Annotated in this window: 21 protein-coding genes and 3 pseudogenes; 10 read left to right on the forward strand and 14 right to left on the reverse strand. The window is 43.3% G+C overall.

The window, feature by feature from the left end; all coding sequences use genetic code 11:
• Nucleotides 1–147 precede the first annotated feature (147 nt).
• From GWP40_RS03990 to GWP40_RS04000, 3 genes are read left to right on the forward strand one after another with little or no spacing between them, the layout of a single operon-like run.
• Nucleotides 148–876, forward strand: coding sequence for a TIGR04255 family protein (locus GWP40_RS03990; RefSeq protein ID WP_212566152.1), 729 nt, complete (start codon nt 148–150; stop codon nt 874–876).
• A gap of 21 nt (nt 877–897) precedes the next feature.
• Nucleotides 898–1,584 carry a hypothetical protein gene (locus GWP40_RS03995; protein ID WP_212566153.1) on the forward strand — a complete coding sequence of 229 codons (687 nt, stop codon included), beginning with the start codon at nt 898–900 and terminating at the stop codon, nt 1,582–1,584.
• Entirely contained in the window at nt 1,565–1,981 is a 417-nt protein-coding gene (locus GWP40_RS04000) for a hypothetical protein (protein WP_212566154.1), read from the forward strand. Before GWP40_RS03995 ends, GWP40_RS04000 begins: the two co-directional genes overlap by 20 nt.
• 175 nt (nt 1,982–2,156) lie before the next feature.
• Here the strand turns inward: GWP40_RS04000 and GWP40_RS04005 are convergent.
• Together GWP40_RS04005 and GWP40_RS04010 are read right to left on the reverse strand one after the other, a co-directional pair.
• Nucleotides 2,157–2,420, reverse strand: a pseudogene (locus GWP40_RS04005) (hypothetical protein); the annotation flags it as partial.
• Nucleotides 2,421–2,947: 527 nt separating this feature from the next.
• Nucleotides 2,948–3,853 (reverse strand): Rpn family recombination-promoting nuclease/putative transposase, encoded by a 906-nt coding sequence (locus GWP40_RS04010; protein WP_212566156.1) that lies wholly within the window; start codon nt 3,851–3,853, stop codon nt 2,948–2,950.
• A gap of 332 nt (nt 3,854–4,185) precedes the next feature.
• On the opposite strand from GWP40_RS04010, the pseudogene GWP40_RS04015 reads away from it, so the two are divergent.
• Nucleotides 4,186–4,765 (forward strand): annotated as a pseudogene (locus tag GWP40_RS04015) (hypothetical protein).
• A gap of 93 nt (nt 4,766–4,858) precedes the next feature.
• On the opposite strand, the gene GWP40_RS04020 reads toward GWP40_RS04015, so the two are convergent.
• Together GWP40_RS04020 and GWP40_RS04025 are read right to left on the reverse strand one after the other, a co-directional pair.
• Nucleotides 4,859–6,616 (reverse strand): ATP-binding protein, encoded by a 1,758-nt coding sequence (locus tag GWP40_RS04020; protein ID WP_212566533.1) that lies wholly within the window; start codon nt 6,614–6,616, stop codon nt 4,859–4,861.
• Between the two features lie 80 nt (nt 6,617–6,696).
• Nucleotides 6,697–7,287, reverse strand: a complete 591-nt coding sequence (locus GWP40_RS04025; RefSeq protein ID WP_212566157.1) for a YggT family protein — start codon at nt 7,285–7,287, stop codon at nt 6,697–6,699.
• A gap of 484 nt (nt 7,288–7,771) precedes the next feature.
• Here GWP40_RS04025 and GWP40_RS04030 point away from each other — a divergent pair, with 484 nt between their 5' ends.
• Nucleotides 7,772–9,853, forward strand: a complete 2,082-nt coding sequence (locus tag GWP40_RS04030) for a sodium-translocating pyrophosphatase (RefSeq protein ID WP_212566158.1) — start codon at nt 7,772–7,774, stop codon at nt 9,851–9,853.
• Nucleotides 9,854–10,095: 242 nt separating this feature from the next.
• Here the strand turns inward: GWP40_RS04030 and trpS are convergent, their stop codons facing one another.
• The 6 genes and pseudogenes from trpS to GWP40_RS04060 all read right to left on the reverse strand — a co-directional run bounded on the left by trpS (nt 10,096) and on the right by GWP40_RS04060 (nt 17,185).
• The gene (trpS, locus tag GWP40_RS04035) at nt 10,096–11,136 is read right to left on the reverse strand and encodes a tryptophan--tRNA ligase (protein ID WP_212566159.1); all 1,041 of its coding nucleotides are present in this window, start codon (nt 11,134–11,136) and stop codon (nt 10,096–10,098) included.
• Nucleotides 11,137–11,218: 82 nt separating this feature from the next.
• Nucleotides 11,219–11,920, reverse strand: coding sequence for a Bax inhibitor-1/YccA family protein (locus tag GWP40_RS04040; RefSeq protein ID WP_212566160.1), 702 nt, complete (start codon nt 11,918–11,920; stop codon nt 11,219–11,221).
• A 111-nt stretch (nt 11,921–12,031) separates the two neighbouring features.
• Nucleotides 12,032–12,931 carry a radical SAM protein gene (locus tag GWP40_RS04045; protein ID WP_212566161.1) on the reverse strand — a complete coding sequence of 300 codons (900 nt, stop codon included), beginning with the start codon at nt 12,929–12,931 and terminating at the stop codon, nt 12,032–12,034.
• Between the two features lie 6 nt (nt 12,932–12,937).
• The gene (locus GWP40_RS04050; protein WP_212566162.1) at nt 12,938–13,720 is read right to left on the reverse strand and encodes a sulfite exporter TauE/SafE family protein; all 783 of its coding nucleotides are present in this window, start codon (nt 13,718–13,720) and stop codon (nt 12,938–12,940) included.
• Nucleotides 13,721–13,806: 86 nt separating this feature from the next.
• Complete coding sequence (gene uvrC, locus GWP40_RS04055) at nt 13,807–15,843, reverse strand: excinuclease ABC subunit UvrC (protein WP_212566163.1); 2,037 nt, start codon at nt 15,841–15,843, stop codon at nt 13,807–13,809.
• A gap of 69 nt (nt 15,844–15,912) precedes the next feature.
• A pseudogene (locus GWP40_RS04060) lies at nt 15,913–17,185 on the reverse strand (glucose-1-phosphate adenylyltransferase).
• A gap of 486 nt (nt 17,186–17,671) precedes the next feature.
• Between GWP40_RS04060 and GWP40_RS04065 the strand changes: the two are divergent.
• The 3 genes from GWP40_RS04065 to GWP40_RS04070 all read left to right on the forward strand — a co-directional run bounded on the left by GWP40_RS04065 (nt 17,672) and on the right by GWP40_RS04070 (nt 22,760).
• Nucleotides 17,672–18,433 (forward strand): Ig-like domain-containing protein, encoded by a 762-nt coding sequence (locus GWP40_RS04065; protein WP_212566164.1) that lies wholly within the window; start codon nt 17,672–17,674, stop codon nt 18,431–18,433.
• A gap of 162 nt (nt 18,434–18,595) precedes the next feature.
• Nucleotides 18,596–18,721 carry a hypothetical protein gene (locus tag GWP40_RS13240; RefSeq protein ID WP_269140256.1) on the forward strand — a complete coding sequence of 42 codons (126 nt, stop codon included), beginning with the start codon at nt 18,596–18,598 and terminating at the stop codon, nt 18,719–18,721.
• Between the two features lie 97 nt (nt 18,722–18,818).
• Entirely contained in the window at nt 18,819–22,760 is a 3,942-nt protein-coding gene (locus GWP40_RS04070) for a hypothetical protein (RefSeq protein WP_212566165.1), read from the forward strand.
• Between the two features lie 158 nt (nt 22,761–22,918).
• Here GWP40_RS04070 and GWP40_RS04075 read toward each other — a convergent pair whose 3' ends face one another.
• Complete coding sequence (locus GWP40_RS04075; protein ID WP_212566166.1) at nt 22,919–23,809, reverse strand: Rpn family recombination-promoting nuclease/putative transposase; 891 nt, start codon at nt 23,807–23,809, stop codon at nt 22,919–22,921.
• A 145-nt stretch (nt 23,810–23,954) separates the two neighbouring features.
• Between GWP40_RS04075 and GWP40_RS12660 the strand changes: the two genes are divergently transcribed.
• Complete coding sequence (locus tag GWP40_RS12660) at nt 23,955–24,200, forward strand: metal-dependent transcriptional regulator (RefSeq protein WP_230974588.1); 246 nt, start codon at nt 23,955–23,957, stop codon at nt 24,198–24,200.
• Entirely contained in the window at nt 24,124–24,408 is a 285-nt protein-coding gene (locus GWP40_RS12665; protein ID WP_230974657.1) for a metal-dependent transcriptional regulator, read from the forward strand. The genes GWP40_RS12660 and GWP40_RS12665 overlap by 77 nt, the downstream gene beginning before the upstream one ends.
• A gap of 8 nt (nt 24,409–24,416) precedes the next feature.
• Here GWP40_RS12665 and GWP40_RS04085 read toward each other — a convergent pair whose 3' ends face one another.
• From GWP40_RS04085 to GWP40_RS04095, 3 genes are all read right to left on the reverse strand, one after another.
• A complete protein-coding gene (locus GWP40_RS04085; RefSeq protein ID WP_212566167.1) occupies nt 24,417–25,349 on the reverse strand; it encodes a PSP1 domain-containing protein in 933 nt (310 codons plus the stop codon).
• Between the two features lie 12 nt (nt 25,350–25,361).
• Entirely contained in the window at nt 25,362–25,889 is a 528-nt protein-coding gene (locus GWP40_RS04090; RefSeq protein WP_212566168.1) for a YaaR family protein, read from the reverse strand.
• Between the two features lie 133 nt (nt 25,890–26,022).
• On the reverse strand, nt 26,023–26,325 hold the full coding sequence (locus GWP40_RS04095; RefSeq protein ID WP_230974589.1) for a bactofilin family protein: 303 nt from the start codon (nt 26,323–26,325) through the stop codon (nt 26,023–26,025).

The raw sequence follows: 26,325 nt of genomic DNA on the forward strand, positions 1-26,325 counted from the left end.
ATGAGTTAATATCAAAAAAATCTAATATGTATGAGAGGCAGTCACAGATAAAAAAATGTTGAAAGTTGTGAATGTCCAAAAAGAAATTAATCGCGAAAATTTTTATATCATAAGACTGATTATGATATAAAAATTAGGAGGAACTATATGAAATATACAAAAGCTCCTATTTCAGAAGTTATATTTGGCGTTGTATATACAAAACAGAAGCTTTCTTCTGATGATATTTTCTTTTTGAATGGTCATTTTAAAAATCAATTTCCATTGCTGGAAATACTTTCACCACTAGTAATTGAGAATCTCAATGGGTTTCAGTTACTTCCAAATTTAGATCCGTTATTAAGTGGACCTTTGCTATTACGTCGCAGGTCTTCTGATAATAAATGGTTATTACAAATCCAATCGAACACTATCTATTTAAACTGGATTAGAAATGATTCAGAATCTGTAGGTAATTATATAGGATATTCTGCTGTATATAAGCAATTTGTTTGTATTCTGGATTCCATTAAAGAAATATTAAATATTAATATGTATGAAGATATCAATATGCTCGACCTTTCGTATGGAGATAGAATTGATTGGCAGCGTTATATTCCTGAATTAAGCAAAGTTAATGACCTTATAAATATTTCTACTCCGCCTATTTTTTCAAAAGAAGGTTACAATAATTTATTCGCTAAGTATACTTATGAAGATAGTGAATTGAATGGATTTGGGCTAGTCAATATTAATACCGCCACTTCAATACAGGGAAGTCAAGTAATTAAAATAGAAACTGTATTACGAGGAAATTTGAAAGGTTTTACTTTTACAACATGGTTTGAAGAAGCTCATAAGAAACAATCATTTATCTTTGAGAATCTTTTTTACTGACAACCTAAAGAAGGAATGGTTATGATAAACTCCTATAATGGAATAATCTCTCAAAATAGTACTTTATCTAATTTTTCTTTTTTTGAGGATAATTTAAGACCTATTTACCAAAATTCAAAGATTTCTTTTTTTGAGGATAATTTAAAACCTATTTACCAAAATCCAAAGATTTCTTTTTTTGAGGATAATTTAGAACCTATTTACCAAAATTCAAAGATTTCTTTTTTTGAGGATAATTTAGAACCTATTTACCAAAATTCAAAGATTTCTTTTTTTGAGAAAATTAAAACAGAGGATAATTGGGCTATTGTTGAAAAACAAAATTTTGCTCTATTATTAATGAATAGAAAAAAATATCTCGATAGTCTTTCTAGTTTAAATAACAACTGGATTAATGGTAAATCAGAAATTCCAAGTCAAATTTCACTTTCTGTTGGAAAAAGGTTCTTATCAGATCTTACGCGATTAATACTCAACAAAAGAAATCTTCCAATCCCTAAAATAATTATAGGCCCCATACCGAGCGGAGGCATTTGTTTTGAGTTACATATCAATGAAAATAATGCCATGTATGTTTCAATATTTAATGAAGGTACAATTGATATTGATTTAAAGTATTATGATTACTATTATTCAATTACGGAAAGTATGGATGCTAATAAAATAATTTATCAATATAGGCTAATTAATGAATTACCAACCGAATGATGAAATACCGAACGGAGAAGTTCTTTTTCGCTATTGTAATCCGGCAGCATTCCCAGACGGACAGTTGGAAATTCCGATTTCTATTTTTATGGATAGAAGCCTTTCTTGCGATTGGAAATTATTTAGGCAAGATCCATCAACATCATTTCATATTGCTGAAGGAAAGACGCGAATAATTCAAATTAATGTTTGTGAAGCAATTCGTAATCCGGTTAATCCAAAAAGAAGTACACAGATAATCCGTGAGTGGCATCAATCGATTAAATATAGTCCAATAACATCATCAGATAATGATATTCACGGTGAAAATATTGCTCATTCATTGATTATTGGTTTAAAAAAAGCTCCAGTATGCGAAGCTTTTGTAGCAAATTCCTCTTGGTTTGATGTTGTGTGAATATTTAAGCCCAATGCAAGATCCCTGAGTTTAACTGTGTGATGATAGACAACTATACTGAGGGTGGGACAAATAAGCCAGTGCTTGCATGGCTTGGGGATTCCTTTATTGAGTATACTAAGATGAAATGAGGTTTAAGCTAATATAGGTTTACTTTCTCCCGTCGGGGGATTTTTTATGGCTGGAGTTGGTAGTGGGGTCTGAGGTATTGTAACCTTTCTATTTCTTCAAGGCTTAAGCCGGTAGCTTTTGAGATAGCTTCTACAGCAAAACCCATTTCAGTTAAGTTTTTAGCAGTTTCACGGGCTTTTTGATAAGCACCTTGTTCAAAGCCTTGCTGTATTCCTTGAGATATCCCCTTGGCAAAGGCTATTCTGCCTGCCTCTTCTCTCTGTACCGCAATGTCCGTATCATAATCGTATTCGGCTACTAACATATTTTATGACCCCCTTCGATTTCCTTTTGAAAATATACGGCGTATCTACTTCGTTGCTGCACACAAATTAATCCTCAACGTATCAAAGATACGCCTGCGGTTAATTTGTGCTCGCGCCTCGTATCTACACCATCTATTTTCAAAAGTGTTGGTTTTAAAATACATGGGCGCCTGCATCGTCTCAACGTATCAGGACGGGCACGGATGTCCGTGTTTCCATGCAGCAGCGATGTTTGCGAAAGCAAACTCGCCGCCAGCAAATGTACACGGATGTACATTTGCTGGCAAAGCATCTACTCCGTCTATTTTCAAAAGGTGCTGGCTGCGCAGAAGCGGCATCCATAGTGGGGATGATGGAGTAGGGGAGACGCAAAAAGCAAAGCGCCGGATGAGTGAACCTTGCATTTCAAGGTAACCTGTTTAGAAAGGTGAGTTCCCGAACTGGTTTAATGCTTATCGGCTCTTTTTGTGTCTACATGGGTGTGGGTGTTTTTATTTTTGTGGGGGAGAGCGCAAGACATAATTCTGAATTAGTTCAACGCTTCAACTTCCTGTACGGTTAAGCCGGTTCCTTCTGCTATTTTGGCAATATCAATTCCAAGTCTTTTAAATGCGGTTGCAGTTTCACGAGCTTTTTGGTAAGCCCCCTGTTCAATGCCGCGCTCAATACCTTGTTCAATGCCTTGTTCAATGCCTTGGGCAAAGGCTATTTCATGTTCTTCCGCTCGTTGCACGGCTATATCGGTTTCATAATCATATTCAGCGAGTAACATGTTCAATACCTCCTTGGTCTTACGTTTGAGATACTCTTTCAAGATATTATTTGCTATGCATTCTTCAATCGCTTGTTGAAAACCGTTTATCTGATCTAGCTCTTTCCATCTTCTCACTGTTTCCACAAATATGCTGTATTCTTTCATAGTTTTACAGTTTGCTAATATCGGATGTTTATCGTGCTGATTAATGTTTATTACCTTAACGGTCAACTCAAGGCTTGGTTCGCCTACCTTTTCTACAAAAGCATCTGAAAGTTTTAGCATTGTAGTTTTAGGATAGTCTTCTATGCCGTTGTAAAAGACATAGAACTCAGGAGTGGGAATGTTAAGAAGTTTACGGCTATATTTTTCTTTTGATTCAAAGAGCGTTTCATACAGGCGGCTGACATACTCAAGACAGCGTAAAGGCATATTGGGGTTTATGGTTGATTGATGCTCTGCAAGTACTATGATTTTATTCTCAACGAGATAAGATACATCATTATAAAATGACATATAGAGAACCTGATCGAGTCTGACTGTTTTTAGTTGTGCTGTATCTTTAAGTGTTGTTCCATGCAGAGCATTGTATAATGAGAGGAAATTCTCTTTTGCCTTTTCATCTTCGCTGAAAAGATCGACAAATACGGAATCTTTATATTTTCTGTTTGCCGTACTCATAACTGCTTCTCCCTCAATGGCTATAGTATAGCATGGATATGAGGATTTTGAAAGCTATCGGTAGGCGCTTTTGTAAGGTACAATCTTTAATTCCTCATCAGTTTTGCCGTTTCAAGTTTGGTTTGGTAAGAGCCGTCGGTAAAACCCGTAATAGACCAAATTCCGCAGATAAAGAGGCTGTGGGAATATTACAGAAAATAACCGATACGTTCTGCCCTGCGTACGAAAGGTTGCAGTTTGCCAAGAAATGGCATATACTTTCATCGTATGCTACATTTGAAAAGCAGGCAAGTATGCCCATAGCAGACAGCATATAATTTGGAGGAACAGGTATGGCAACAGTTAAAGCGATGGATCTTTTTTGAAGCGTATGCAAAACAGAAACTGCCGATGGATCAAGGATATATTGTTTCATCGTTCTTTAAAGAAGATTCTGCGTACAGTATTTACGAGATCGTTTCCTATGCGACCCTAAAGGATATTTACCTAACAAGTAATGGCTTAACTTTTCAAACAAACGGAAAAAAACTTTTCTTGTTTGTCGAACCGGAAAACTATTCCCATAAGTCTATGGAACCCTACTGCCGTGAGCGCGACTTTCAAGTACCGCTGCGATTTAAAGATTCAAATATCATCACTGCAAAAAATCAATCAAAAATTATTTTCAGTAAGGAGCCGCAAGAGGCATTGTCGGCATTTACTATTGTTAAGCCTACAGGTATAAACTTTGCTTTCCTCTTTTACCCGCTTCCCGATGTATTTCAATCCATCGAACTGTTCTTTGAACAAACCTTAAATAAGGAAGCCGGAGTTCCGCTCCGTGATGCAAAAAATGCCGCAAAAGAATTTGCTCAGTTAAGTTCAAAGGTGCTGACGTGGCCGAATCTGGAAGAACAAAAAGCCGGTAAATAATTAGGTGTAAAGACGAAAACGCTGTATAATCGAAATACGGTTTAAACCGCTCCGAGCCGTCTATTTTCCATTTGAATAGGTGTCAGAGCGGTTTTATTTTTCTCCAAGCAGTTGTTTTAATTCCTGTATCTCTGCAACCAGTTTTGAGCGCTGAATATTCTGATATTGCTTGGGCAGCATCTCTTTACTGGTACACTCGAGTACAGCGACTAAATTCTGTAATTCAATATCATAGGGATAGGAGGGCGGAATAAAATCGTCGATTGTCTGTTCGATATCTTCCGCTGTCAACATCATACGGTTGTCAGCACTTGCATTCATTTTCGACCGAACCAAAATGGCCTCAATGTCCGCACCGGATATAGGAAATTTCAGCTTTCTATTGATAATATTAGAAAAAGAAATATCTTTTGTTTTAATTTTCAACTTTCGTTGCAGCGTTTCAAAAATCTCAACTTTTTCTGTCAACGTTTCAGGATAAAAAAGAGCTAAGTGCTCCTCCGCTCTTCCTTGCCGTTTTAAGTCTATCGGCAATAAATCGGGACGGCTGGTAATTAAAAACCAGATGATTTTTCCGCGGTAATCGGTGTTGCCCATAAAGTTTGCAATTTGCGCAAATACGCGGGAGGAACCGACACCATCCTGCATTTTACGGTTTCCTAAAACGGCATCCGCTTCATCGATCATCACGGCAACAGGCGCCATTGCTCGCAGAATATTCAGCACTTTTTCTAAATTCGATTCGGTTGTCCCCTGCCATTGCGTATGAAAATTTTTAAGCCGCACCATCGGGATGCCGATCTCTCCGGCAAATGCCGAAACGAGGAAGGACTTACCCGTGCCGATCGGCCCTGAAATTAAATAGCCCATCGGGAGCACATCGGTTCTTCCCTGTTTAAGCGCCTTTGCCATCGACTTAAAGCGCTTTTTTACAAATTCATGCCCTGCAATAAATGAGAGGTCATGCTCCGTTTCCAAAAACTCCAGCAACCCGCCCGCTTCGTTTTCGATAATTTCCTGCTTTTTTTTGCGAAGGTATTCAAACGTAATCGGTATGTCTTCGTTGTACGATTCTTTTGCCAGCTGATTAAGATTTAATAGATTTAATCCCGATGTCAGCTTTCCCATCCGCTCGGCATTGAGGAGACGTTCCAATAATAGTTCTCCTTTATTTTGCAAATACGTTAAAAAATGAATACGGATTGCTTCCGACGGAAGCGGGATAGCGACTTTAACCGTTGAAGGAGAGGCAACGAGTCGGGAATTCACATCGGCAAGATTTTCGGTCAACATAACAACCGAAATATCTTCATTGGTAAATTGAGGATCGTGTGACCAGCGGTTCAAGGTAACCAAGCAGTAGCGATCAACTGCATCGAGGTTCCCGATTTCCTCCGCAGGGATAACCGTTTCCGCATAATCGATAATCAATACCATTCTGCGGCCGCTTCCCATATTCAGCGTAAAATAGCGTTCAAGGTATGCAAAGGCTTTAACGGGATCGCGGGAATAAAAATCTTCGATGGGAACTTCGGGATACCGGCTGTGCATCGTTGCAATATAGGTCTGATCCATTTCTTGCATACAAAAAGATACGCCGCTCGATTTATCGTAAAATACGATAATATCTTTGTTACCGAAAATGACCTCCGAAATATAATCCCATATCTTTACAAAAACAAAATGAGCGCTTGCCCGATGATTGTGCGGCAGGAAATCACGGATATTACCATGTACAAAATAAAGATTGACCGTTTCGGTACAGTATTTAGTTGCGAGTTCCTGCGCCCACGGCGGTAAATCGTGGATAAGCTCGCTATTGTATTTAATCAGTTTTTTTCCCGAAGACAATTTCCCATCCCCCTCTTCGATAAATACCATATACAAAAACCGATAAAAACACAATAGAAATGAGGCGCCCATGGTGGTTTCTACATAATTCTTATTACCTTAAATTGAAATAATAGAGAACCGAAAAAAAGGCCAAGCGCAATACGGACTAAAAGGATAATGAGAATCGTCAATATCAGTCGGGTACGGTACTGCAGCGGCTTTCGCGGAAAAAAACCGGTAACCTTTGCAATAACGGGACTTAAAAATTTATCCAAGTTATACCAAAACGGAGAGCTGTTTGACGAACCGAAAAGATCGTACACAAGCCGAATAATCAAAAAAATGATCAGCAGGTTGAGCATAAAACCGATAAACGACCATATCAGTTGCATGATGCTCACAAATACTACCCAAAGGGAAATCGTTCCTGTCGCAAGGATGGAAGTAATAAGCTGCGCTGCAATGGACAAGATACCGAGCGATAAAATAGGTGAAAAATCGACCATACCGATGCGGGTAAATCTGAATCGTCTGAACCAATTTAGATAAGGATCGCAAATGGATGATAACACCCTGCCGAATGATGAATACGCCGCAGAAGGAACCCACGACAGCAAAATCTTAATAAAACATAAAAAGAGATAGGCATTGATCAGCTGCCTAACAGTTAATAATAATGAACGCACCATAACAGGCTCCTCATATCAATCGGCAATATTTCGCCGATCGGCATTTCCGTATAAGAAAATCTCTAAAAACTTCAATTTTTAGAGATTTTCCTTAGATTTAATTTGCGATGTTTCAATTTAAGTAATTACAATATAAAAACTTAAATTGAAACTCGTCGGGCATCTCTAAAAGCTAACCGAGTTTTTAGAGATGCCCATAACATACTGATTAAAATGCAAACCGTAAAGCCCTTTGCGATAACGCATGTTGTGATAACGCAGAGCAGATGCGCCATCTATTTTCAAAAGAGCGATTGCCATTATCAGGCGATAAAAATAGGCGGTAAAATCGGGCTTGAAAAAACATATTCCATGTATTAGAATACAAAATTAGTTCCAATAAAAGGTCCTTTGGACATATCACTGAAACGGTGGTTATAAATTGTAATAGAATCTTCTATAAAAACTTTATATAAGAGGAAAAAGTATTGAGAGGAGTAATAGTATGATGACGAATCTTGTGTATTCCGTATTGGCGCTTGTTCTTGCGGGGAGCATTGCAGCGCTGCTGTATGCCTTTGTAAAAACGCGCTGGATTAACCGGCAGCCGGTAGAGAACGACGACTTACGGCATATCAGCGGTTATATCTCGGAAGGAGCAATGGCTTTTTTGAACCGTGAATACAAGGCATTGGTACCCTTTATTGCAGCGGTTGCCTTGTTTTTGGCTGCCGGAAATAAAGGTGCGTTAAAGATAGAAGCGCTTACTTTTGTATTGGGCGCAGCGGTATCCCTGTTGGCAGGATTTATCGGTATGAAGGTCGCAACCGCTGCAAATGCGCGCACCGCACAGGCGGCCAAAAACGGCGGCCTTACCCCTGCGTTAAAGGTCGCCTTCTCCGGCGGCAGCGTCATGGGTATGAGCGTTGTCGGTCTTGCACTGCTTGGTTTCTTTATTGTGATGCTGGTTTCGTCCCTGTCGTATGGAACGGATATCAAGACTTTTTATGATATAACGCTGCCGCTCGGAACCGCTTTTTCGCTCGGAGCTTCATCGGTTGCGCTTTTCTCCCGTGTCGGCGGCGGTATCTTTACCAAAGCGGCAGACGTCGGCGCAGACTTGGTCGGTAAGGTAGAAAAAAACATCCCCGAAGACGATCCGCGCAATCCGGCTACCATTGCGGACAACGTCGGCGATAACGTCGGCGATGTTGCAGGAATGGGTGCTGACCTCTTTGAATCCTTTGTCGGTTCGTTAATCGGGGCAATGATCCTCGGTTTAACCGTCGCCGCCTCCGATGATCTTAAATTAAAGCTTATGGTATTGCCGCTGTTGATTGCGGTTTTGGGCATTGTCGCATCCTTAATCGGAACGATATTTGTGCGTGCAAAGCCGGGAAGCGATCCTCAAAAAGCATTGAACGCCGGTACCTTTGGCGCGGCGATTCTGGCGACCGTTTTCTTATTTATCGTATTGAAGTTCTTCATCGGCGAGGAAACCTTTAACGGAAGCGCCGGTATGTATCACATCTTCGGCGCAACAATTACCGGTCTTGCATCCGGCGTACTTATCGGGCTTTTAACCGAATACTACACCGGCACGGGCAAAAAACCGGTTGTTTCGATTATGAATTCATGCGAAACAGGCGCCGCAACAACGATTATCACAGGACTCGGTGTCGGTATGCGGAGCGCTTTCCCGACCATCGTATTGATCGGAGCGGCAATCTGGGGCAGCTTCAGCTTGGCTGGCCTCTACGGCGTCGGTATTGCGGCGGTCGGTATGCTGGTTACGCTCGGTATTCAGTTGGCAGTCGATGCTTACGGCCCCATCGCGGATAACGCAGGTGGTCTTGCTCAGATGGCGGAATTCCCGGGCGAAGTACGCGAAATTACCGACAACCTCGACGCCGTTGGGAACACCACCGCAGCAATCGGAAAAGGTTTTGCAATCGGTTCCGCAGCGTTAACCGCTATCATCCTTTTCACTTCATTCAAAGAACATACCGGCGTCAATATCGTCGATATTACGAATATTCCCGTTCTGACCGGTATTTTGCTGGGCGTTGCGGTGCCGTTCCTATTCTCCGCTATGGCGATGTCCGCAGTCGGTAAAGCCGCGTACAAGATGATAGAAGAAGTACGCAGTCAGTTTAAAAACAAGCCCGGTATTTTGAACAACACTGAAAAGCCGGACTATAAGCGCTGTGTAGATATCAGCACGCAGGCAGCCATCCGCGAAATGGTTATTCCCGGTCTTGTCGCCATTATCACACCGATTTTAGTCGGCTTCGTCGGCGGTCCGGCGATGCTTATCGGGTTATTAACCGGCGTTACCGGCTCCGGCGTTGTACTCGCTATCTTTATGGCAAATTCGGGCGGTGCATGGGATAACGCAAAGAAGATGATTGAATCGGGCAGCGGCGCAGGGAAAGGTTCGGAAGCGCACAAGGCTGCTGTTGTCGGTGATACGGTTGGAGATCCCTTCAAAGATACCGCCGGTCCTTCAATCAATATTTTGATAAAGCTGATGTCGATGGTCTCATTGGTTATCGCACCGATGTTGAAAACGTTCTGGGGCTTATAAAAGAAGTCCTCTGTATAGCGCTTGCGGTACTACGCTCCGATGGGTGTAAACCGCAGGGCAAAAAAAAGCCGGTTTATGGTTGTCCATAGACCGGCTTTTTTATGTAAAGCACGGAGATAAAAACATCTAAGAAAATCAGGGATAATTCAAATAAATAATTGGTAATTATAGAAACGCTCACACAGTGCGATAAAAGAGAGCGTACAAGAAAATTTCTTTAATTACACATTACCCATTATCAATTATTTTTTCGCTTCTTCCGCTTTTCGGGAAATTTTATTCCAAACACCGAAAACCCCCATCGCTTTTTTTACGATTTTAAGGGTTTGTGCGGCTTCCGCCCGCATCTTCATCGTGCCGTTGTAAATAATCTCGTCGATGAAGCCTCGCTTGGATGCATACATCGCACGCCGTTCTCTAATAGGTTCAAGGAAAGTATTGATGGCGGCGGCGAGTTTATCCTTTACTTCAACATCGCCGACTTTTCCCTTCCGGTAGCGTTCTTTTAAATCTTCAATTTCTGCTTTGTTCGGATTAAAGGCATCATGGTAGATGAACACCGGATTCCCTTCCACGGTACCCGGAATATCGGCGCTGGTTCGGTTGGGATCGGTGTACATACTGCGTACCTTTTTTACCACCGTTTTTTCATCATCGCAGAGGAATATCGCATTGCCGAGGCTCTTCGACATCTTAGCTTGTCCATCCGTGCCGACAAGCGAGCCGTAGTCGCTCACCATAACCTCCGGCAACGGAAACACATCGCCGTACATATAGTTAAAACGCTTTGCAATTTCCCGCGTCAATTCGACATGGCTTTCGTTGTCCTTGCCGACCGGCACCAGATTTGCACGGGGGAGCAAGATATCGGCAGCCTGCAGCACAGGATAGCCGAGGAGACCAAGCGGTAATTCGGAAAGATGTGCAGCCTTTGCCATATCTTTTATAGAAGGAATACGCTGCAGTCGCGGCACGGTAACAAGGTCGGCAAAAAACAGGTTCAGCTCGCAAACTTCCGGCACTGCCGATTGCAAATAAATAACCGATTTTTCAGGATCAATTCCACAGGCTAAATAGTCCAGCGCCATTTGCCGCACATTATCGGCAAGTTCATCGATATAGTGTTTTTCGGGCTTTGTCGTCAGTGTATGCAAGTCCGCAATAATAAAAAAACATTCAAATTCTTCTTGAAGCCGTACTCGATTCCTAATCGAGCCGACATAATGCCCCAGATGAAGATTACCCGTAGGGCGATCACCCGTTAAAATTCGTTTTCTTTCCATAAAGGTGATAGTATCATGTTTATATTTAGCAGCGCAAGGGTAACCGTACCTGAGTTGTTAACGGTTACCATGGGAGATGCCCTTATCTTCTTTTGCCGAATAAGCGGAGAAGCGCTAAGAAGATATTGATAAAGTCGAGATACAGCTCTAATGCGCCGATAATCGCAACCTTTTTAAAGTTTTCATTATCCTGTGCATAGCGGGCAGCTTGTGTAATCTTTTGAGTGTCATAAGCGGTTAGTCCGGTGAAAACACCGACCGTTACAAAAGAAATCAGCCAATCAAGTGAAGAAGAACGCATAAACATATTAACAAGCGAGGCAATTATCAGCCCGATAACAGCCATCATCAGGTACTTACCCGCCGATTGCAGATTATTCTTCGTTGTTGCACCGTAAACGCTCATTGCACCGAACATCAGCGCCGTTATTACGAAGATACGGACAACAGAAGTACCGGTATATACAAAGAGTACCGACGAGAGCGTCAAGCCGTTAACAATTGAGTAGATAACAAAAGAAGCGGCTGCAGCAGGGAAGCTCATCTTTCTGATGCCTGCCGACAAAATAATGACAAGCGCAAATTCCGCAATAATCAAGCCTAAGAAGGTAAAACGATTCCCAAAGATAAAATAGAGAAGCGTTTCGCTATTGAATACTGCAAAGGCTGCAATTCCGCTCATTGCTAAAGCTGCAACCATCCATCCATATACGGCGGTGATAAACCGCTGAGTGATTTTTTCATTTGCTTGCTGCAATGAAATATTGTCAGTTGATGTGTTCATACACTTAATATACAAACGAATATCTATTCTGTCAATGAATTACTTAACAGGGCACAAGGCATTAAAACCGCTATGGAGACGGCGGCTCTGATACGCTCACACGGCTCAGCCCTATAGGTAGTATTTCCGATGTTCAGGATAGACGCCCCGCTCCAGAACGCGGTTGACTTGCGCGAGCATTGCATCCCTATCCTGCGGCAGCGTCCCTTTCAGCGTTAAAAAGTTGGAGGCGTGATTGGAGCGGAAAATCACCGGAGCGGTCATCTCTTCAACATGGATATTTTCTAAAATCAGCTTTAATTCTTTAACAACTTCTTCGATCCCGACAACCGTGTAATTCCCTTCGGCGGCGGCTTTGGTAAGATAGCTGCCGTCCTCAAGCCGCAAGGTGAGCAGCCCCGCATACGTCAAATACATTTTGGAGATAATCTCACCGGTTTTAATCGCATGCTGCGTGTTATCCCGCTCCGCGCCGTTAATTCCTAAAATAAAAGTTGCCGACAGCTCCATTCCCGCGTCTTTTACTTTATACGAAAGTTTGATCAGCTCCGCCGCCGTTGTTCCCTTCCGAATAAACTTGAGCGTTTCATCATCGCCGCTTTCCACACCGAGATACAAGAGTGTCAGCCCCTTCGAGGCCAGCAGCTGCAATTCTTCCGGAGACTTCTGCCTGATATTGAGATGGGTTGCATAGCAGGACACTCGTTTGCACTGCGGAATAACGGCCGCGATCGCGTCCAGCACTGCGACTAAGTATTCCGTCGGGGCAGTCAACGCATCGCCGTCCGCCAAGAATACCTTATCGACACGGCGGTAGTGCTCGGCAAACATCACGAGTTCCTGCTTCACCGTTTCGATCGGTTTAATATGGAATTTTTTTGTCTGGTACATTCCGCAAAAGACGCAGCGGTTATACGAGCAGCCGAGCGTTACCTGCAAGATTAAAGAATATGCCTCGCTCGGCGGACGGTACAGCGGATAGTCGTAAGGGTCGTAAAGCGTATCGTACATCGGCAATTATGAAAAGAACAGCGTTCCGAAAACATCGTAAAAGAGTTTTCCGAACAGCAGTATGATGACGCAGATCATCAGAGGTTTGATAAACGCAGTACCTTTTTTTATTGCAAAGCCTGCTCCGATATAGTTCCCGATGATGCCGAATACGGCGGCGGGAATCGCGATGGAATAGATGACTTTGTTGCCGATGATGACGGCGATGAGCGACGCATAGTTCGATGCAAGGTTCAATACTTTGGCATTGCCGGAAGCGGTTTTAAGGTCGTACTTCATCCATGCGGAAAAAACGATAATCGCGATAGTTCCCGTTCCCGGGCCGATCAGCCCGTCATAGAATCCGATAACGGAGCCGGCACAGGTTGCTAAGATGAACGCTTTCTTTTTGGGTATATCGGCTGACTGATTCTCCGTACCGAAATCCCGTTTTAATAACAGCAGAACCGCGACAATCGGGAGAACGACGACCAATGCTGTTTTGAGCGTTTCTTGATTGATCATCAATGCGATTCTGATACCGATATACGAAAATATAAACGAACAGACGGCGGAAATGGCAGCAACCTGCCAGTCAACTGCGCCGCTTTTAAAAAATCGCGCTGCGGAAAGCGTGGTACCGCACGCAGCGGAAAACTTATTGCATCCGATTGCCGTATGCGGCGGAAGCCCGACGAATAGATACGCAGGCAGCGAGATTAAGCCTCCGCCTCCTGCAGCGGAATCGACAAACCCCGCCAAAAAAACAAAGAACCATAGAAAGGCAAGCGCCCAAATAGTTAAATGCATAGGTCATATTCTATCATCATTTTAGCCTTTTGAAAATATACCTTTTCAATATCTAAAACACAAAACTACAGTGTACATCATCCTAATCATACTCTTGCCGAGCCGTGACCGGATACTTCCCGAGCGGCGGCAATCACTTCTTCCGCTTGAGCCTGCGTAATCCCCGCGGCGGCGGCAGCCGCTTCCACGGAAGCGGCTGCAAGCTTTTCAATACTTGAAAAGCTGCGCAGCAAACGCGCAGCCCGCTTTTCTCCGATGTGGGGCAGCTCTTCAAACCGTAAGTGCAGCTCTTCTTTTGACCGCAGCCGGTTGTTGCGGGTGTTGGCAAACCGGTGTGTTTCGTCGCGTACCCGCTGGAGTACCCGCAAGGCTGCGCTCCGCCGCGGCAGTACAATCGGCTTGTTGATATGCGGCCGGTAGAGTTCTTCATTTTTTTCCGCTAAACCCACCAACGGAATATCCAGCTCCAATGCATCGAGTACCGCTTTTGCCGCATTCACCTGTCCGATGCCGCCGTCTATCATAATCAGGTCGGGCAGCTCCGCCGCTTCGTTCAGCAAACGGGTATACCGCCGCGCCACCGCTTCCCGCATAGAGGCATAGTCATCGATGATACCGTCCGTAGTACGCAGTCTGAATATCCGGTAGTTCTTTTTGTCGGGATTGCCGTCCTTAAACGAGATGAGGCTCGCAACCGTGTACTTGCCGTGCAAATGAGCGATATCGAAGCCCTCGATGCGGTGGGGCGGACGGTCAAGCGACAATATTTTTTGGAGTTCTTCCAGCGCGGGGAAGTCTCCCAGTTCCTTTACGCGGCGGGCAACGTCCTCTTTGGCGTTAAACTGAGCCATTGCAAGCGCCGCTTTATGCCGCCGAAGTACGGAAGGAGACAGACGGTCTGCCGCTGTTTGTTTTGATATCTCCGGTTCGCTTGCGCTGCCGGATACCGGCGTCGTAGCAGCCTCATCAGGTGTAACGGCGCCATATACCGGCGTTTTTTCGGCGACTGCCGCTTCGGTGTTATCAATATGATATGAATGTTCGTTCACAGCGGTGAGGCTTTCCATATCCGTTGCAGAGGCTTGTTTCCGATCTTCCAACGGAATCGCCGTGATAGTAACTTTGACGCCGAGCCGGTCGGCAAACCATTGTTCTGCGAGTTCGTATTCTTGTCCCGCACTCACAAAGATATGCGGCGGAATCTGTTTCGGATCGGTGTAGTAGGCAATGAGAAATTCAGGTAAGACCTCGGATTCGTCTTTAAGGCTTTCCGTCCGGTATAAGTCCCGCCCGACAACCTTGCCGCCCCGCATTTTAAATACCGTAAACGTAATCAGCGCTCCCTCCGCCGCCCATCCGATATAATCGCGGGATTCAGGATCCATATCTTCAACGGAGTTTTGGCCTCGGAGCGCCCGTACCGCCTGCATCCCATCCCGAATACGGGCGGCCTTTTCAAACTCGCGGGCGGCAGCAGCAGCTTTCATCTTTTCCGTTAATTCGGCAAGCGGTTTTTTCACGTCGCCCTCAAGCAGCAGCGCAATTTCATCAATATCCTTCCGATAGTCGGTTTCCGAAATTTTTTCCGCACAGGGCGCACTGCACCGGCCGATATGGAAATACAGACAGGGTTCACGCTTCTTTAAGCGCTTGCATTGCCTCAATGTATATGTCCGTTTAATGAGCGACAAAAAATCATCAACAGCCGGCACATTGGGGAAAGGGCCGAAATACCGTGCGCCGTCGTTTTGTATCCGCCGCGTTCGGTACAGCCGCGGATAGCGTTCATTGGTGATTTTGAGTACGGGATAGGTTTTCCCGTCTTTGAGATTGATATTGTAACGCGGCTTGTATTTTTTAATCAAATTATTTTCAAGCAGCAGCGCCTCATACTCATTATCGGTTTGAATATATTCGATACGGCGCGCACGCGAAACGAGGATACGGGTTTTTATATCCCGCTTTGACGCAAAATACGAACTCAGCCTATTCTTGAGCGATTTCGCCTTTCCGACATAAATAACGATATCTTTTTCATCCCGCCACAGATACACGCCGCTGGTTTTAGGCGCCGACAGCGCATATTGATGAAGCGCCTCACGCACGTCCGCTTGTTCACTCATACCGTAAGGATAATACTGAGACCGATGGCTAATGGCAATATCGATTGAAAGCGCTTTCCCTCTTGCTTGTTAAATGACGGTGTTGTCGGGGATAATTGCGTTCTTGGTGATAACGTAAATGCGGTCGACAACGTGATAATAGCCGTAATCGCCGTCGGGTGGGATTTCACCCATACCGATGGATACGTTATGCCCGATGCGTGCATTTTTATCGATAATCGCTTTTTTGATATGACAGTTTTTCCCGATACCGACGCACGGAATGTCGGCTTTTTCGTCCCCCGCCTTGCTGCTTTCTGATTCGTAGTAGTCCGCTCCCATACAGACAACCCCTTCCAACACGCTGCCCGATTCGATAATGGTTCTGATACCGATAACGGAGCGGCTAATCGTTGCATACGTGATAACACAGCCTTCGCTACAGGTAACGCGATCCAGCTGCGCCCCGTTGATTTTTGAAGCCGGCAGATTTCGGTAGTGAGTATAAATCGGCGCTTCCGCATCATAAAAGTTAAACTGCGGTGTAATCTCCGTTAAATCGAGATTCGCCTCGTAAAAACTGCGGATGGTACCGATATCTTCCCAATAGCCGTTATGCACAAACGCCGAAACCTTATGATCTTTAATCGACGCGGGGATGATCTCCTTTCCGAAGTCCGTCATGCTATTGTTTAAGCAGTCTTCCATCGCCTTTGCATTAAAGATGTAAATACCCATCGAAGCGAGATATTCTTTATCGGGGCTTGCAACGGAAATACCCGACTGTGCAGGGATTTTCCATTCGTCGATATTTTTGTCGGGGCCGGGTTTTTCCATAAAAGCGGTGATATTCGATTTTTTATCAATCTGCATAATGCCGAATCCGGAAGCGTCGCGGCGGTTTACTGCCGTACAGGCAATGGTGATGTCTGCTCCGGAAGCTTCGTGCTGCGCTAAAAACTCTTTTAAGTTCATACGATATAATTGATCGCCTGAAAGGATGATATAGTATTTCGGATCTTGCGTTTTAAAGTGAGTAAAGTTTTTTTCTTACGGCATCCGCGGTTCCTTCGTACCAGCCCGAATGCTCAAATGTTTGTTCCGCAGCAAGGATTTCAACAAAACCGTTTGAAAAACTGTCGAAGCGGTATGCCCGCGCAATGTGCAGATGCAGCGATGCGGAATTAAATTGAGTCAATACATAGATTTGCCGAAGACCTGAGTTAATACAATTGGAGATAGGGATGTCGACAATACGGTGCTTCCCCCCGAACGGTACGGCCGGCTTTGAACGGGATTGAGTAAGCGGGTATAAACGAGTTCCTTTTCCGCCTCCCAAGATAATCGATAATACTTTCGGCATATATCCTCCTTATGATATTTGCAGGGGCGCATTCCGCAAAAACCGAGAGAAGTATCTACAAGCGCGTTAGGATTTCAGCGCTGTTCTATTATTATAAGTATAAACGATGTTTTTATTTTTTGCCATAAAAAAATAAGAATTGTTCTTGCTCTTTCTACCCGCTTGACAAAGCATAGGATTATCAGTATATCATTACAGAGTATTTAGTAATCTATGCGGCATAGAGCCGTTCTCTAAAAGTTATCTGCAAAAGTAATCGTATAAAAAGTCTATCATTAGCAACATTAAAATGCTGAGCTATACCTGCCGATATGAGAAGCGGGATAGCAGAAAGTTGTGCCGATCATGCCGCTACCGCTGAAACGGGAAAGCAAGACGATGAAAAATTACTGCTGCGGCGTATATGCAGCAGTAATAGAAGTGCGCTTTTAACAGCACGGGTTCATGTGTTAAGGGTGCTTACTAAATAAAGCGGAGAAAAAGCTTATGAAAAAGAAGAATCGTATAGTATCTTTTGCACTGATTGTGCTTGCTGCCATTGCAGGTTTTACCTGTAAGAACAGTATCGGTTTAGGCGGTCAGATAGATATTCTTCCGCCAAATGGAGAGATTACCGCTCCTGATGGGGTAGGTGCGATACGCGGTTCATTTGTTTTAAGGGGAAAGGCGAGCGATGACGATGGTGTCGAATCGGTTTCGGTTGTGTTTGAAAATATCAAAACGAAAGAAACGAGCCAAACGTATGAGGCCAATGACTTTAGTAAGGGCAGCGTATCGGTGTTGTGGAGTACCCATATAGACAATGAAGTGAAAGGAAATAGATGCGCTCTTCCCGACGGTGAATATGAAGTAACGGTTACGGTTACCGATACAGGCGGAAAGACAAGCACATTTACCAAGAATTATAAAATAGACAATAGAGCACCCGAAGTAGAAATACTGAGTCCTGATTTATCGAAAAGTCAAAGTGGTGATTTTACGATGCGCGGTTCGATTATCGATATACCGAGCGGCGTCAAAAGCATAAAATATATCGTGGGTAAACAAGATAGCAGTGATATAACGGTAAAGCCCGCAGAAACCTCGCTCGAGTGGAAAGAGCTTGAGATATCGGGAGATACATGGGCTATCCCTTTTACCGATGGGGATAATATCACGCAGAAAACAAAAGCTGAAAGGATCGGTAAACAAGTTGACGGGCTCGCAGCGGGAGTAGAACTATATGATATACCGCTGTTCTTTTTTTAGTTGAAGATAAAGCAGGCAATGCCGGTATTATCAGTCAAATAATCAGAGTAGACCCGAACGGAGATATTCCGAAGTAAAGGTATTATCGCCTGAAGCGGATAAAGTATTAGGCGGAAGGATCCGTATATGGGGAACCGTGAAGGTACCTAATCCGCAGCGGGAGTGGTCAATGCTGTACTGATTCAAATTACCGATAACACCAAACCTGAAAACCCCACGAACCGGATTTTAGCCGGAGCGCTCTGTTTGGCGAAAGCGAGTGGTGCCCTGCCGATGGGAAACCGTTAAGCTATACGGCGGGAAGTTCGTATTGGTCGGTAGAAATAAACGGAAGTAAGGAATTTGAAGCAGCAAGCGAACGGCAGCGGATTATTTGGTTTAGATTGTGCGGCAAAATGAGAAGGGGAGAGTCGGACAATGGACAGAGCCGATTAAAGTTACCGTTGATAAGGAGGCTCCGGCTATTACCGATATGAAGGTTGCAAGCGAAAGTAAGATCGGTACGGCTATTCCTTCCGGGCAGATTGACCCCGAAAACCAAGACTATGTTTCAAATATGTGGATCAAGGGAGATGGACTGTATTTATGTGCAGAGTTATCGCATGATGCCGGTATAGAAAGGATAGATATAAGCGGGAGCTATCTCGGTACGTCTGTTTCTTTAACGGGAGACAGTGAGATAACCGGCTATCAGCTGCATAATCAGCAGTGTTTTGAAGCAGACGGTCATAACTACAAGATGCGGATACCGTTAAAGACGACGGGGAACCCTGCAAATAATAACGGATTTACGATTAATGTTACGATAAAGGCTAAAAAACAAAAAGAAGGAGATATAGAGGGGTTAACGGCTTCAACTTCATTCTCCTTTAAGTATGATAACAGCGTTCCAACCGCGGTGTTTGGTACAAAAATGTATTCATCGGGTATTGTACAGGTGAGCGGAGCTTCGTTTACCGACACTGGGTTAATAGGGAGAAGCAATATCAATGCTTCGATGAAGGTTTTTACCTCAGGGGAAGATATTGCAATTACCGCATTTGATCAGAGTACGGGGAAGGTTACGCTTGCCACCGCTCCGGCGAATCCTACAAAGGGATATCTTATTTACAGTCCCATTGAATATTTGAGGCCTGACAGTAGCGGTAAAGTGTGGGTATCCGGCGCTGCGTATGATGTAGGCGCTGGGGTTGAAAAGGTCAAAGTAAGCTATAATGGAGTTCCGGCAAGCGAAGTTACGTTAGAGTTTCCGAGCGGCGTGCGAACGGATGTCGGTAACGGCGATGTCAACTTTGTCACATGGAAAGGTGAACTCGATGTCAGCAGTTTTGTAGATGGTACGGGGAAAATCGTCATTACGCCGATTGACCGTGCAAATAATGCCTCTGCTCCGATTGAAGTACCGGTAAAACTTAAAAAGGAGCCTTTGAAGATAAGCGCTGTAGCATTGGGAACGGATATGAACCGGAACGGCACTATCGCAGATGTCGGCTCTACGGTGGTTGAAACCAAAACGTTGGGGCTGACATATAACGCAGCAAATCCTGACGGTATCGACAGTGAAAAATACGATTGGCACGGTAAAGCTGACGGCGGTACGTTTAGATTTAAAAACAATACGTCGCACATTAACATTGGAACCGGCGGCGGAAGCGGCGATAAAAAGTATACGCTGAAATGCGTAACAAACGGTACTGACATTCGGAATCTAACTGCATTACCTTCAGATGGCGTTATTACGCTGGATGCGGCTGATTTTACTAAAATAGGTCAAAGTGATGACCTTGCCACAAGCGACCCCAAAAAGCGTAAGCTTCTTCTTACCGTATGGGATTCTGCACAGGGGTTAACCTGCGGTACCGATACGTGGATGGCAGAACTGGCACTGGATGTTATTGTCGATACTACAGACAGAATTGCGCCCACAAACGAGATAAATCCATTTAAGTGGGTTTCCGAAAGCGAAAACAGCTTGTACGGCAACAGCCGCGATAACGGACACATCGAAAGAGGAACCGATTTACCAAGTACTTTTAACCAGACAAGCGGCCTTATGGACAAGGATGATAAAGTTTCCGGCAAGATCAGCATTACGGGAACTGCGTATGACGATCAGGTTATCACGGAAATTTGGGCAAAGATCGACGGCTTTACATTTACCGGTGCAAGTACTACGGATGCTCAAGTAGGTCACAGGCTTGCAACGTATAGTACTTCAACCGGTAATTTTACGGTAGAATCCGGTAATGTTGATACAAACGGATGGAAGTTTACTGTTGTATCGAATGAGTTCAGTGTTGAAAAGGGTCATACCGTTAAATGGCAGCTCGATTGGGATAGCTCAAAGATAGCGAACGGCGTAGGCTTGGATAAAACCGTTACGGTAACAGTAAAAGATACCGCTCAAACAAATACCGCGTCTGATAGCAGGAAGGTGGATGTTGTGCCGTATATTACGGAGATAGTAACTGAAAAAACGCACGAAAGCGGCTTGACTAAAAATACTATCCGCTCATCGAACGGGAAATATTCGGTTATAAAAGGCAGTACGGTAGGATTCATAAAGGTAAAGGGCTTTAACTTGCCTAATCCTACTGTACGACTTGTTAAAGCAGCAGACTTGCCAACTGCTACAGAAACGACTGGAGAAGGTCTTACTGCTACCGGAAGTGGTTCCGAATTTACACTAACAAATGCTCTTTCAAAATCGGGTTATCTTGAAGTATTTGCAGGAGCTTCGAAGGTTCGTGCAATAAATAATATTAATAGCAATGAAAAAGCGTATAACAAAGAAGAAGATTTGTATTTGTTGAAAAATAAAAACTTCAACGATGACCGATATCTGCGCCTATTCGATATAAAGCAAACAGCTGTGAGAAACGGTTACTATCCTGAAATGATTATGGATGGAAATGATCCGGTGTTCGGGTATATTGATTTAAGCGGAGGACCTGATAGTGCTGTCGCATCGGGAGGCGCTGGGGCGTATCAGCCTTCACATGCAATGCCTCAGCGTGCAAAATTTAACGGCGCTACAGGCAGTACAACGGATACAGAATACCTGATAAAAGCTTCAATATGGGATCAAATGGGTATGGCAAGGGATGATGGCGGAAGATACCATCATGTAACGGTTTACGATAGAGATAAGTGCGCTATGTCCTTTATTTATGATAGGTATGCTGAATTATACGATGACGGAAAAGGTTGGGGGGCAGGTGTTCAGTATGCTAAGTATGAAGCTCAGGGTGGAAATCTTTCAACGAGGCTTAAGAATAATGCTCTCACGCTTGAAACCACCCATCATGATTCTCTGTTATTGGGCAGATATCAGTATCCGAAGATCATAACAAAAGGAAATTCTATAACTGATAAAGCTGTGGTGTATATGGCATATTATGATACTAATACAAATGATAAAAAACTCATTTTTAGAAATTTTCAGATTGGCAAAAAAGATAGTGTTACCGGTATTGACACGGGATCTTCACCTACTAAATTTGAACTATATAGTGATAGTAGTCATCCAGAATATGTGCAATGGACAAATTTAAAGGAGAATTATACAACTGCTCCAAAGGATACCAAAGAAGCTTTCCCTTCTCCTGATTACAATACAGGTCGTTTAGAACTCGTTACATCTGCTTCTCCATATTTTGATATAGGCGTACTGAGTGATGGACGTGTCGTAGTTGTATACTTTGATGAATCGGTAGGTAAGCTTAAGCTGCGTTATTCAAATGCTCCTGTAACGGGTGATGATCCTACAGCTGTGGTTGCTTGGACGGATAGTTCTATTGAGTTCCCCAACTATGTCGGTCAATATGTTTCGATGGATATCGATTCAGGCAATGGTATTCATATAGCGGCCTTTGATTCAAATAATGGAGATTTAAAGTATTTCTATCTTGACAGCTATAATGCTACTACATTGAAAACAGCTTTGGTGGATGCTGCTTTTAGCGTGGGGCAGTGGACACAAATTAAGGTTCATAATAACAAACCCTATATTGCCTATTACAATAATTCTGAAGCGGGTCAGCGAAGTGCCATCAAGCTTGCCGTTGCAAAGGATAATGTCGGTACTGTTAAAAATGGTGTCGGTACGTCAATGGGTGATGAAGCAAACAAAATAGCTGAAGGATTATATTACGAGGATGGTTTTGTAACAGGCAGGTGGGACTGTATGACTATTCCTACTCTTACGCCTGCTCAGGGCGGTACACCTAAGTTTAAGAAGGTAAATTTAGGCTTTGATACTGATGGACGGCCTGTAGTAGGCTATCTTGGAAGCAATATTGAATTCGGTAAATGGCTGGATGAGTGAGAATGCCTGATTTAGCGGATTAATAATTTAAGGGATTAACCTCAGTAAAATTAAAGGGCTGTTCTAAAAGGACAGCCCTTTTTTTGTGTTTATCTCCAGTACCTTTATTTCCATTCTTAAGCGGATTGTGAATCGGTTTTTTAGAGATGCCCATATCTTTATAGGTGTGAGATTTCTTCAAGGCTTAAGCCGGTTCCTTCTGCTATTTTGGCAATATCAATTCCAAGTCTTTTAAATGCGGTTGCAGTTTCACGAGCTTTTTGGTAAGCACCTTGTTCAATACCACGCTCAATACCTTGTTCAATGCCTTGGGCAAAGGCTATTTCATGTTCTTCCGCTCGTTGCACGGCTATATCGGTTTCATAATCATATTCAGCGAGTAACATGTTCAATACCTCCTTGGTCTTACGTTTGAGATACTCTTTCAAGATATTATTTGCTATGCATTCTTCAATCGCTTGTTGAAAACCGTTTATCTGATCTAGCTCTTTCCATCTTCTCACTGTTTCCACAAATATGCTGTATTCTTTCATAGTTTTACAGTTTGCTAATATCGGATGTTTATCGTGCTGATTAATGTTTATTACCTTAACGGTCAACTCAAGGCTTGGTTCGCCTACCTTTTCTACAAAAGCATCTGAAAGTTTTAGCATTGTAGTTTTAGGATAGTCTTCTATGCCGTTGTAAAAGACATAGAACTCAGGAGTGGGAATGTTAAGAAGTTTACGGCTATATTTTTCTTTTGATTCAAAGAGCGTTTCATACAGGCGGCTGACATACTCAAGACAGCGTAAAGGCATATTGGGGTTTATGGTTGATTGATGCTCTGCAAGTACTATGATTTTATTCTCAACGAGATAAGATACATCATTATAAAATGACATATAGAGAACCTGATCGAGTCTGACTGTTTTTAGTTGTGCTGTATCTTTAAGTGTTGTTCCATGCAGAGCATTGTATAATGAGAGGAAATTCTCTTTTGCCTTTTCGTCTTCGCTGAAAAGGTCGACAAATACGGAGTCTTTGTACTTTCTGTTTGCAGTGCTCATAGCTGTTCTCCCTCGCTTGCTGGTAAGTATTATAGCATAGGCTAACGGATTTTTAAAGATACCGCATATTCATACTATCTGAATTATAAATTGCAACAGAAAATTAAAACTTGCAAACGAACTCAAAGGGGTATATAATAAACTTATGATAGCACGAGTTTCTGCTTCGCAAGAAGATTATTTGGAAGTTATTTATGATTTATCACACGGTACTGAGGCTGTCCGTTCAATCGATATCGCTAATTTGTTGGGGGTTTCGAGGGCAAGCGTAAATAAGCGTCTCAGTCTGTTAAAAGATTCCGGTTTTGTCGAACATGAACCCTACGGATTGGTGCGTCTTACCGAAAAAAAAAGGCTGTGCTGTTGCAAAAAATGTTCGCGAACGGCATAACACGTTGTATAAGTTTTTGACCGATATATTGGGTGTAGACGAAGAAACTGCCGATCGCGAGGCATGCGAAATGGAACATGCGATCAGCCAGGATACTTCAGATAAGCTGTATGCGTATCTTAGTAAACTCAATAAGGCTCCCGGGCCGGAAGATAAGATATCTAAAACCCAAAGGGTGCAAACCTCTTATGACCGCCTTATTAAATAACCTCTTTGCTAATTATTAATTTTCCATTTTCCGTGCTGCTGAGAAAAACGCTGTGCAGGCATAGAAATAACCCGCCCGTCTTCTCCGGCAAGTGCAATAATGCCGGTAATCAGATTTATTTCGCTGATGCGGAACAGGGTGTTATCGTAGTAGAGACTGGTGCCGATTGAGGGCAGCTTTTTCCGCGTTTCCACATACCAATCATATTCATAAGAAAGGCAACAGAGTAGACGTCCGCATTGCCCCGAAATTTTGAGCGAATTTAACGATAGGTTTTGTTCTTTTGCCATCTTGATAGATACCGGCCGCAGTTTGTCCGTTACGGCATGGCAGCAAAACGGGCGACCGCAACAGCCGATGCCGCCAGCCATTCTCGATTCATCGCGAACACCGATTTGCCGCAGCTCGATACGAAGATGCAAAATAGCAACCAAGTCTTTAACCAGCTTACGAAAGTCAATACGGGTATCTGCCGTAAAAAAGAAGATCACTTTAGGATCCTCAAGCAAGTAGTGGCAGTCAATCAACTTCATATCAAGTTTATGAATAAGAACTTTTTCTTTAAAAACTGCGCCGGCTTCCTTTTCTTTTTCAAGATTTTCATTTATACGCTGAAAATCCTTATCAGTTGCTTTCCGCGTAACCGTAACGATATCTTTAATTGCTGCTCTAATAGGATGTTGTACCAAACCCATTACACGAGCCATATCATCACCGTAGCGGGTAGGGGTAATGACATAATCACCGTCTTGCAGGTTTAAATCCGCCGTTGTCGCGTAAAAAGTCTCTTGTGAATATTCAAGCTTTAACTGATAGAGTGGTTTGGGGAAGGCTCCCTCCGGTATAGTTTCTTCCGTTTGAGGCGCATCGCTATCTTCCAAAGCGCTTAAATCATCTATTTCTTCGTATTCGGTATATGTTTCTTCAAATTCAATATCCATTTCTGACTCCTATTATGTAATTAAATCTATAATTAAGCCGTATATTTCTTCAAGCCGTTCAAGAATAAAAAGCTGGCTTTTTTGGTCACAGAGCAATTCACCTGCAAACTTGTCAAGCTTTTCATTGATAATAACAATTTGGGTAAAAGAGCGTGGTCTTAAATGATTGGTCTTATCACGGCGTAAGTGAGTCCGTGTCGTAACCGTATATGCTTCATGCGCGACATAGCTGATAAAGTTTTTAACAGCCTGCTTATACCGTAAGATTGTTTCAGGATTTTGGCGCGTTCGCAAGGTATCCCCTGCAGATCGTACATCGTCTTGCAACAGAGCGATTGCTTCTTCTTGCGGTAATGTACTCAGCTGTTCGAGTATATCGACTTCGTTTCCCTGCCGGGTTTGGGGTAAGACACTTCGCAGCATCTCTTTAAATTTATTCAGTTTTTTTTTGTCTTTTTCGGATTGCGCTGTTTTGGTTTGTAAGGACGGTTGAACGGTTACCCCTGCTGCGTAAGTTGAACTTTCTATCTGATTTCCCATCTTTCTCCTTTATTTTGAGTAAGAAAAAGTGGAGGAATGGAGCGCTTGTCGGTTTGCATATTTTTTTTCCGCTTCTTCAAAGCTGTGCTGATCGCCGGTTGCGGAGCAGAATCCGTGCAGGATAACATTATCATCAACCCGTAGCTTTTTTTGTCAGAACCGACCCGATAACCATCCCCGATGAAAGGACGACGACATAATCCGGCGCAATAATATCGCCCTGTACAATTCCGCCTACACTAACCGAAGCTGCACGGATATTGCCTCGTATTCGGGCTTCCTCTCCGATAATGACACGTCCCATGGTCTGTATATTGCCGTTTATATCACCGTCTATCCGTAAAAAGCCTGAAACCGTTATATTCCCGCTTATCATCGATCCCGACCCAACAATGGTGTTGATCGAAATATCATCGATAAAGTTTTTTTTTGCCAT

Source organism: Treponema vincentii (assembly GCF_018336815.1).
Lineage (GTDB): Bacteria > Spirochaetota > Spirochaetia > Treponematales > Treponemataceae > Treponema.

Bases quoted from the DNA above. Each gene is read 5' to 3' on its own strand.
- GWP40_RS03990 (WP_212566152.1), top strand. From the start codon at position 148: ATGAAATATACAAAAGCTCCTATTTCAGAAGTTATATTTGGCGTTGTA.
- GWP40_RS03995 (WP_212566153.1), top strand. From the start codon at position 898: ATGATAAACTCCTATAATGGAATAATCTCTCAAAATAGTACTTTATCT.
- GWP40_RS04000 (WP_212566154.1), top strand. From the start codon at position 1,565: ATGAATTACCAACCGAATGATGAAATACCGAACGGAGAAGTTCTTTTT.
- GWP40_RS04010 (WP_212566156.1), bottom strand. From the start codon at position 3,853: ATGAGTACGGCAAACAGAAAATATAAAGATTCCGTATTTGTCGATCTT.
- GWP40_RS04025 (WP_212566157.1), bottom strand. From the start codon at position 7,287: ATGGTGCGTTCATTATTATTAACTGTTAGGCAGCTGATCAATGCCTAT.
- GWP40_RS04030 (WP_212566158.1), top strand. From the start codon at position 7,772: ATGATGACGAATCTTGTGTATTCCGTATTGGCGCTTGTTCTTGCGGGG.
- trpS (WP_212566159.1), bottom strand. From the start codon at position 11,136: ATGGAAAGAAAACGAATTTTAACGGGTGATCGCCCTACGGGTAATCTT.
- GWP40_RS04040 (WP_212566160.1), bottom strand. From the start codon at position 11,920: ATGAACACATCAACTGACAATATTTCATTGCAGCAAGCAAATGAAAAA.
- GWP40_RS04045 (WP_212566161.1), bottom strand. From the start codon at position 12,931: ATGTACGATACGCTTTACGACCCTTACGACTATCCGCTGTACCGTCCG.
- GWP40_RS04050 (WP_212566162.1), bottom strand. From the start codon at position 13,720: ATGCATTTAACTATTTGGGCGCTTGCCTTTCTATGGTTCTTTGTTTTT.
- uvrC (WP_212566163.1), bottom strand. From the start codon at position 15,843: ATGAGTGAACAAGCGGACGTGCGTGAGGCGCTTCATCAATATGCGCTG.
- GWP40_RS04065 (WP_212566164.1), top strand. From the start codon at position 17,672: ATGAAAAAGAAGAATCGTATAGTATCTTTTGCACTGATTGTGCTTGCT.
- GWP40_RS04075 (WP_212566166.1), bottom strand. From the start codon at position 23,809: ATGAGCACTGCAAACAGAAAGTACAAAGACTCCGTATTTGTCGACCTT.
- GWP40_RS12660 (WP_230974588.1), top strand. From the start codon at position 23,955: ATGATAGCACGAGTTTCTGCTTCGCAAGAAGATTATTTGGAAGTTATT.
- GWP40_RS12665 (WP_230974657.1), top strand. From the start codon at position 24,124: ATGAACCCTACGGATTGGTGCGTCTTACCGAAAAAAAAAGGCTGTGCT.
- GWP40_RS04085 (WP_212566167.1), bottom strand. From the start codon at position 25,349: ATGGATATTGAATTTGAAGAAACATATACCGAATACGAAGAAATAGAT.
- GWP40_RS04090 (WP_212566168.1), bottom strand. From the start codon at position 25,889: ATGGGAAATCAGATAGAAAGTTCAACTTACGCAGCAGGGGTAACCGTT.
- GWP40_RS04095 (WP_230974589.1), bottom strand. From the start codon at position 26,325: ATGGCAAAAAAAAACTTTATCGATGATATTTCGATCAACACCATTGTT.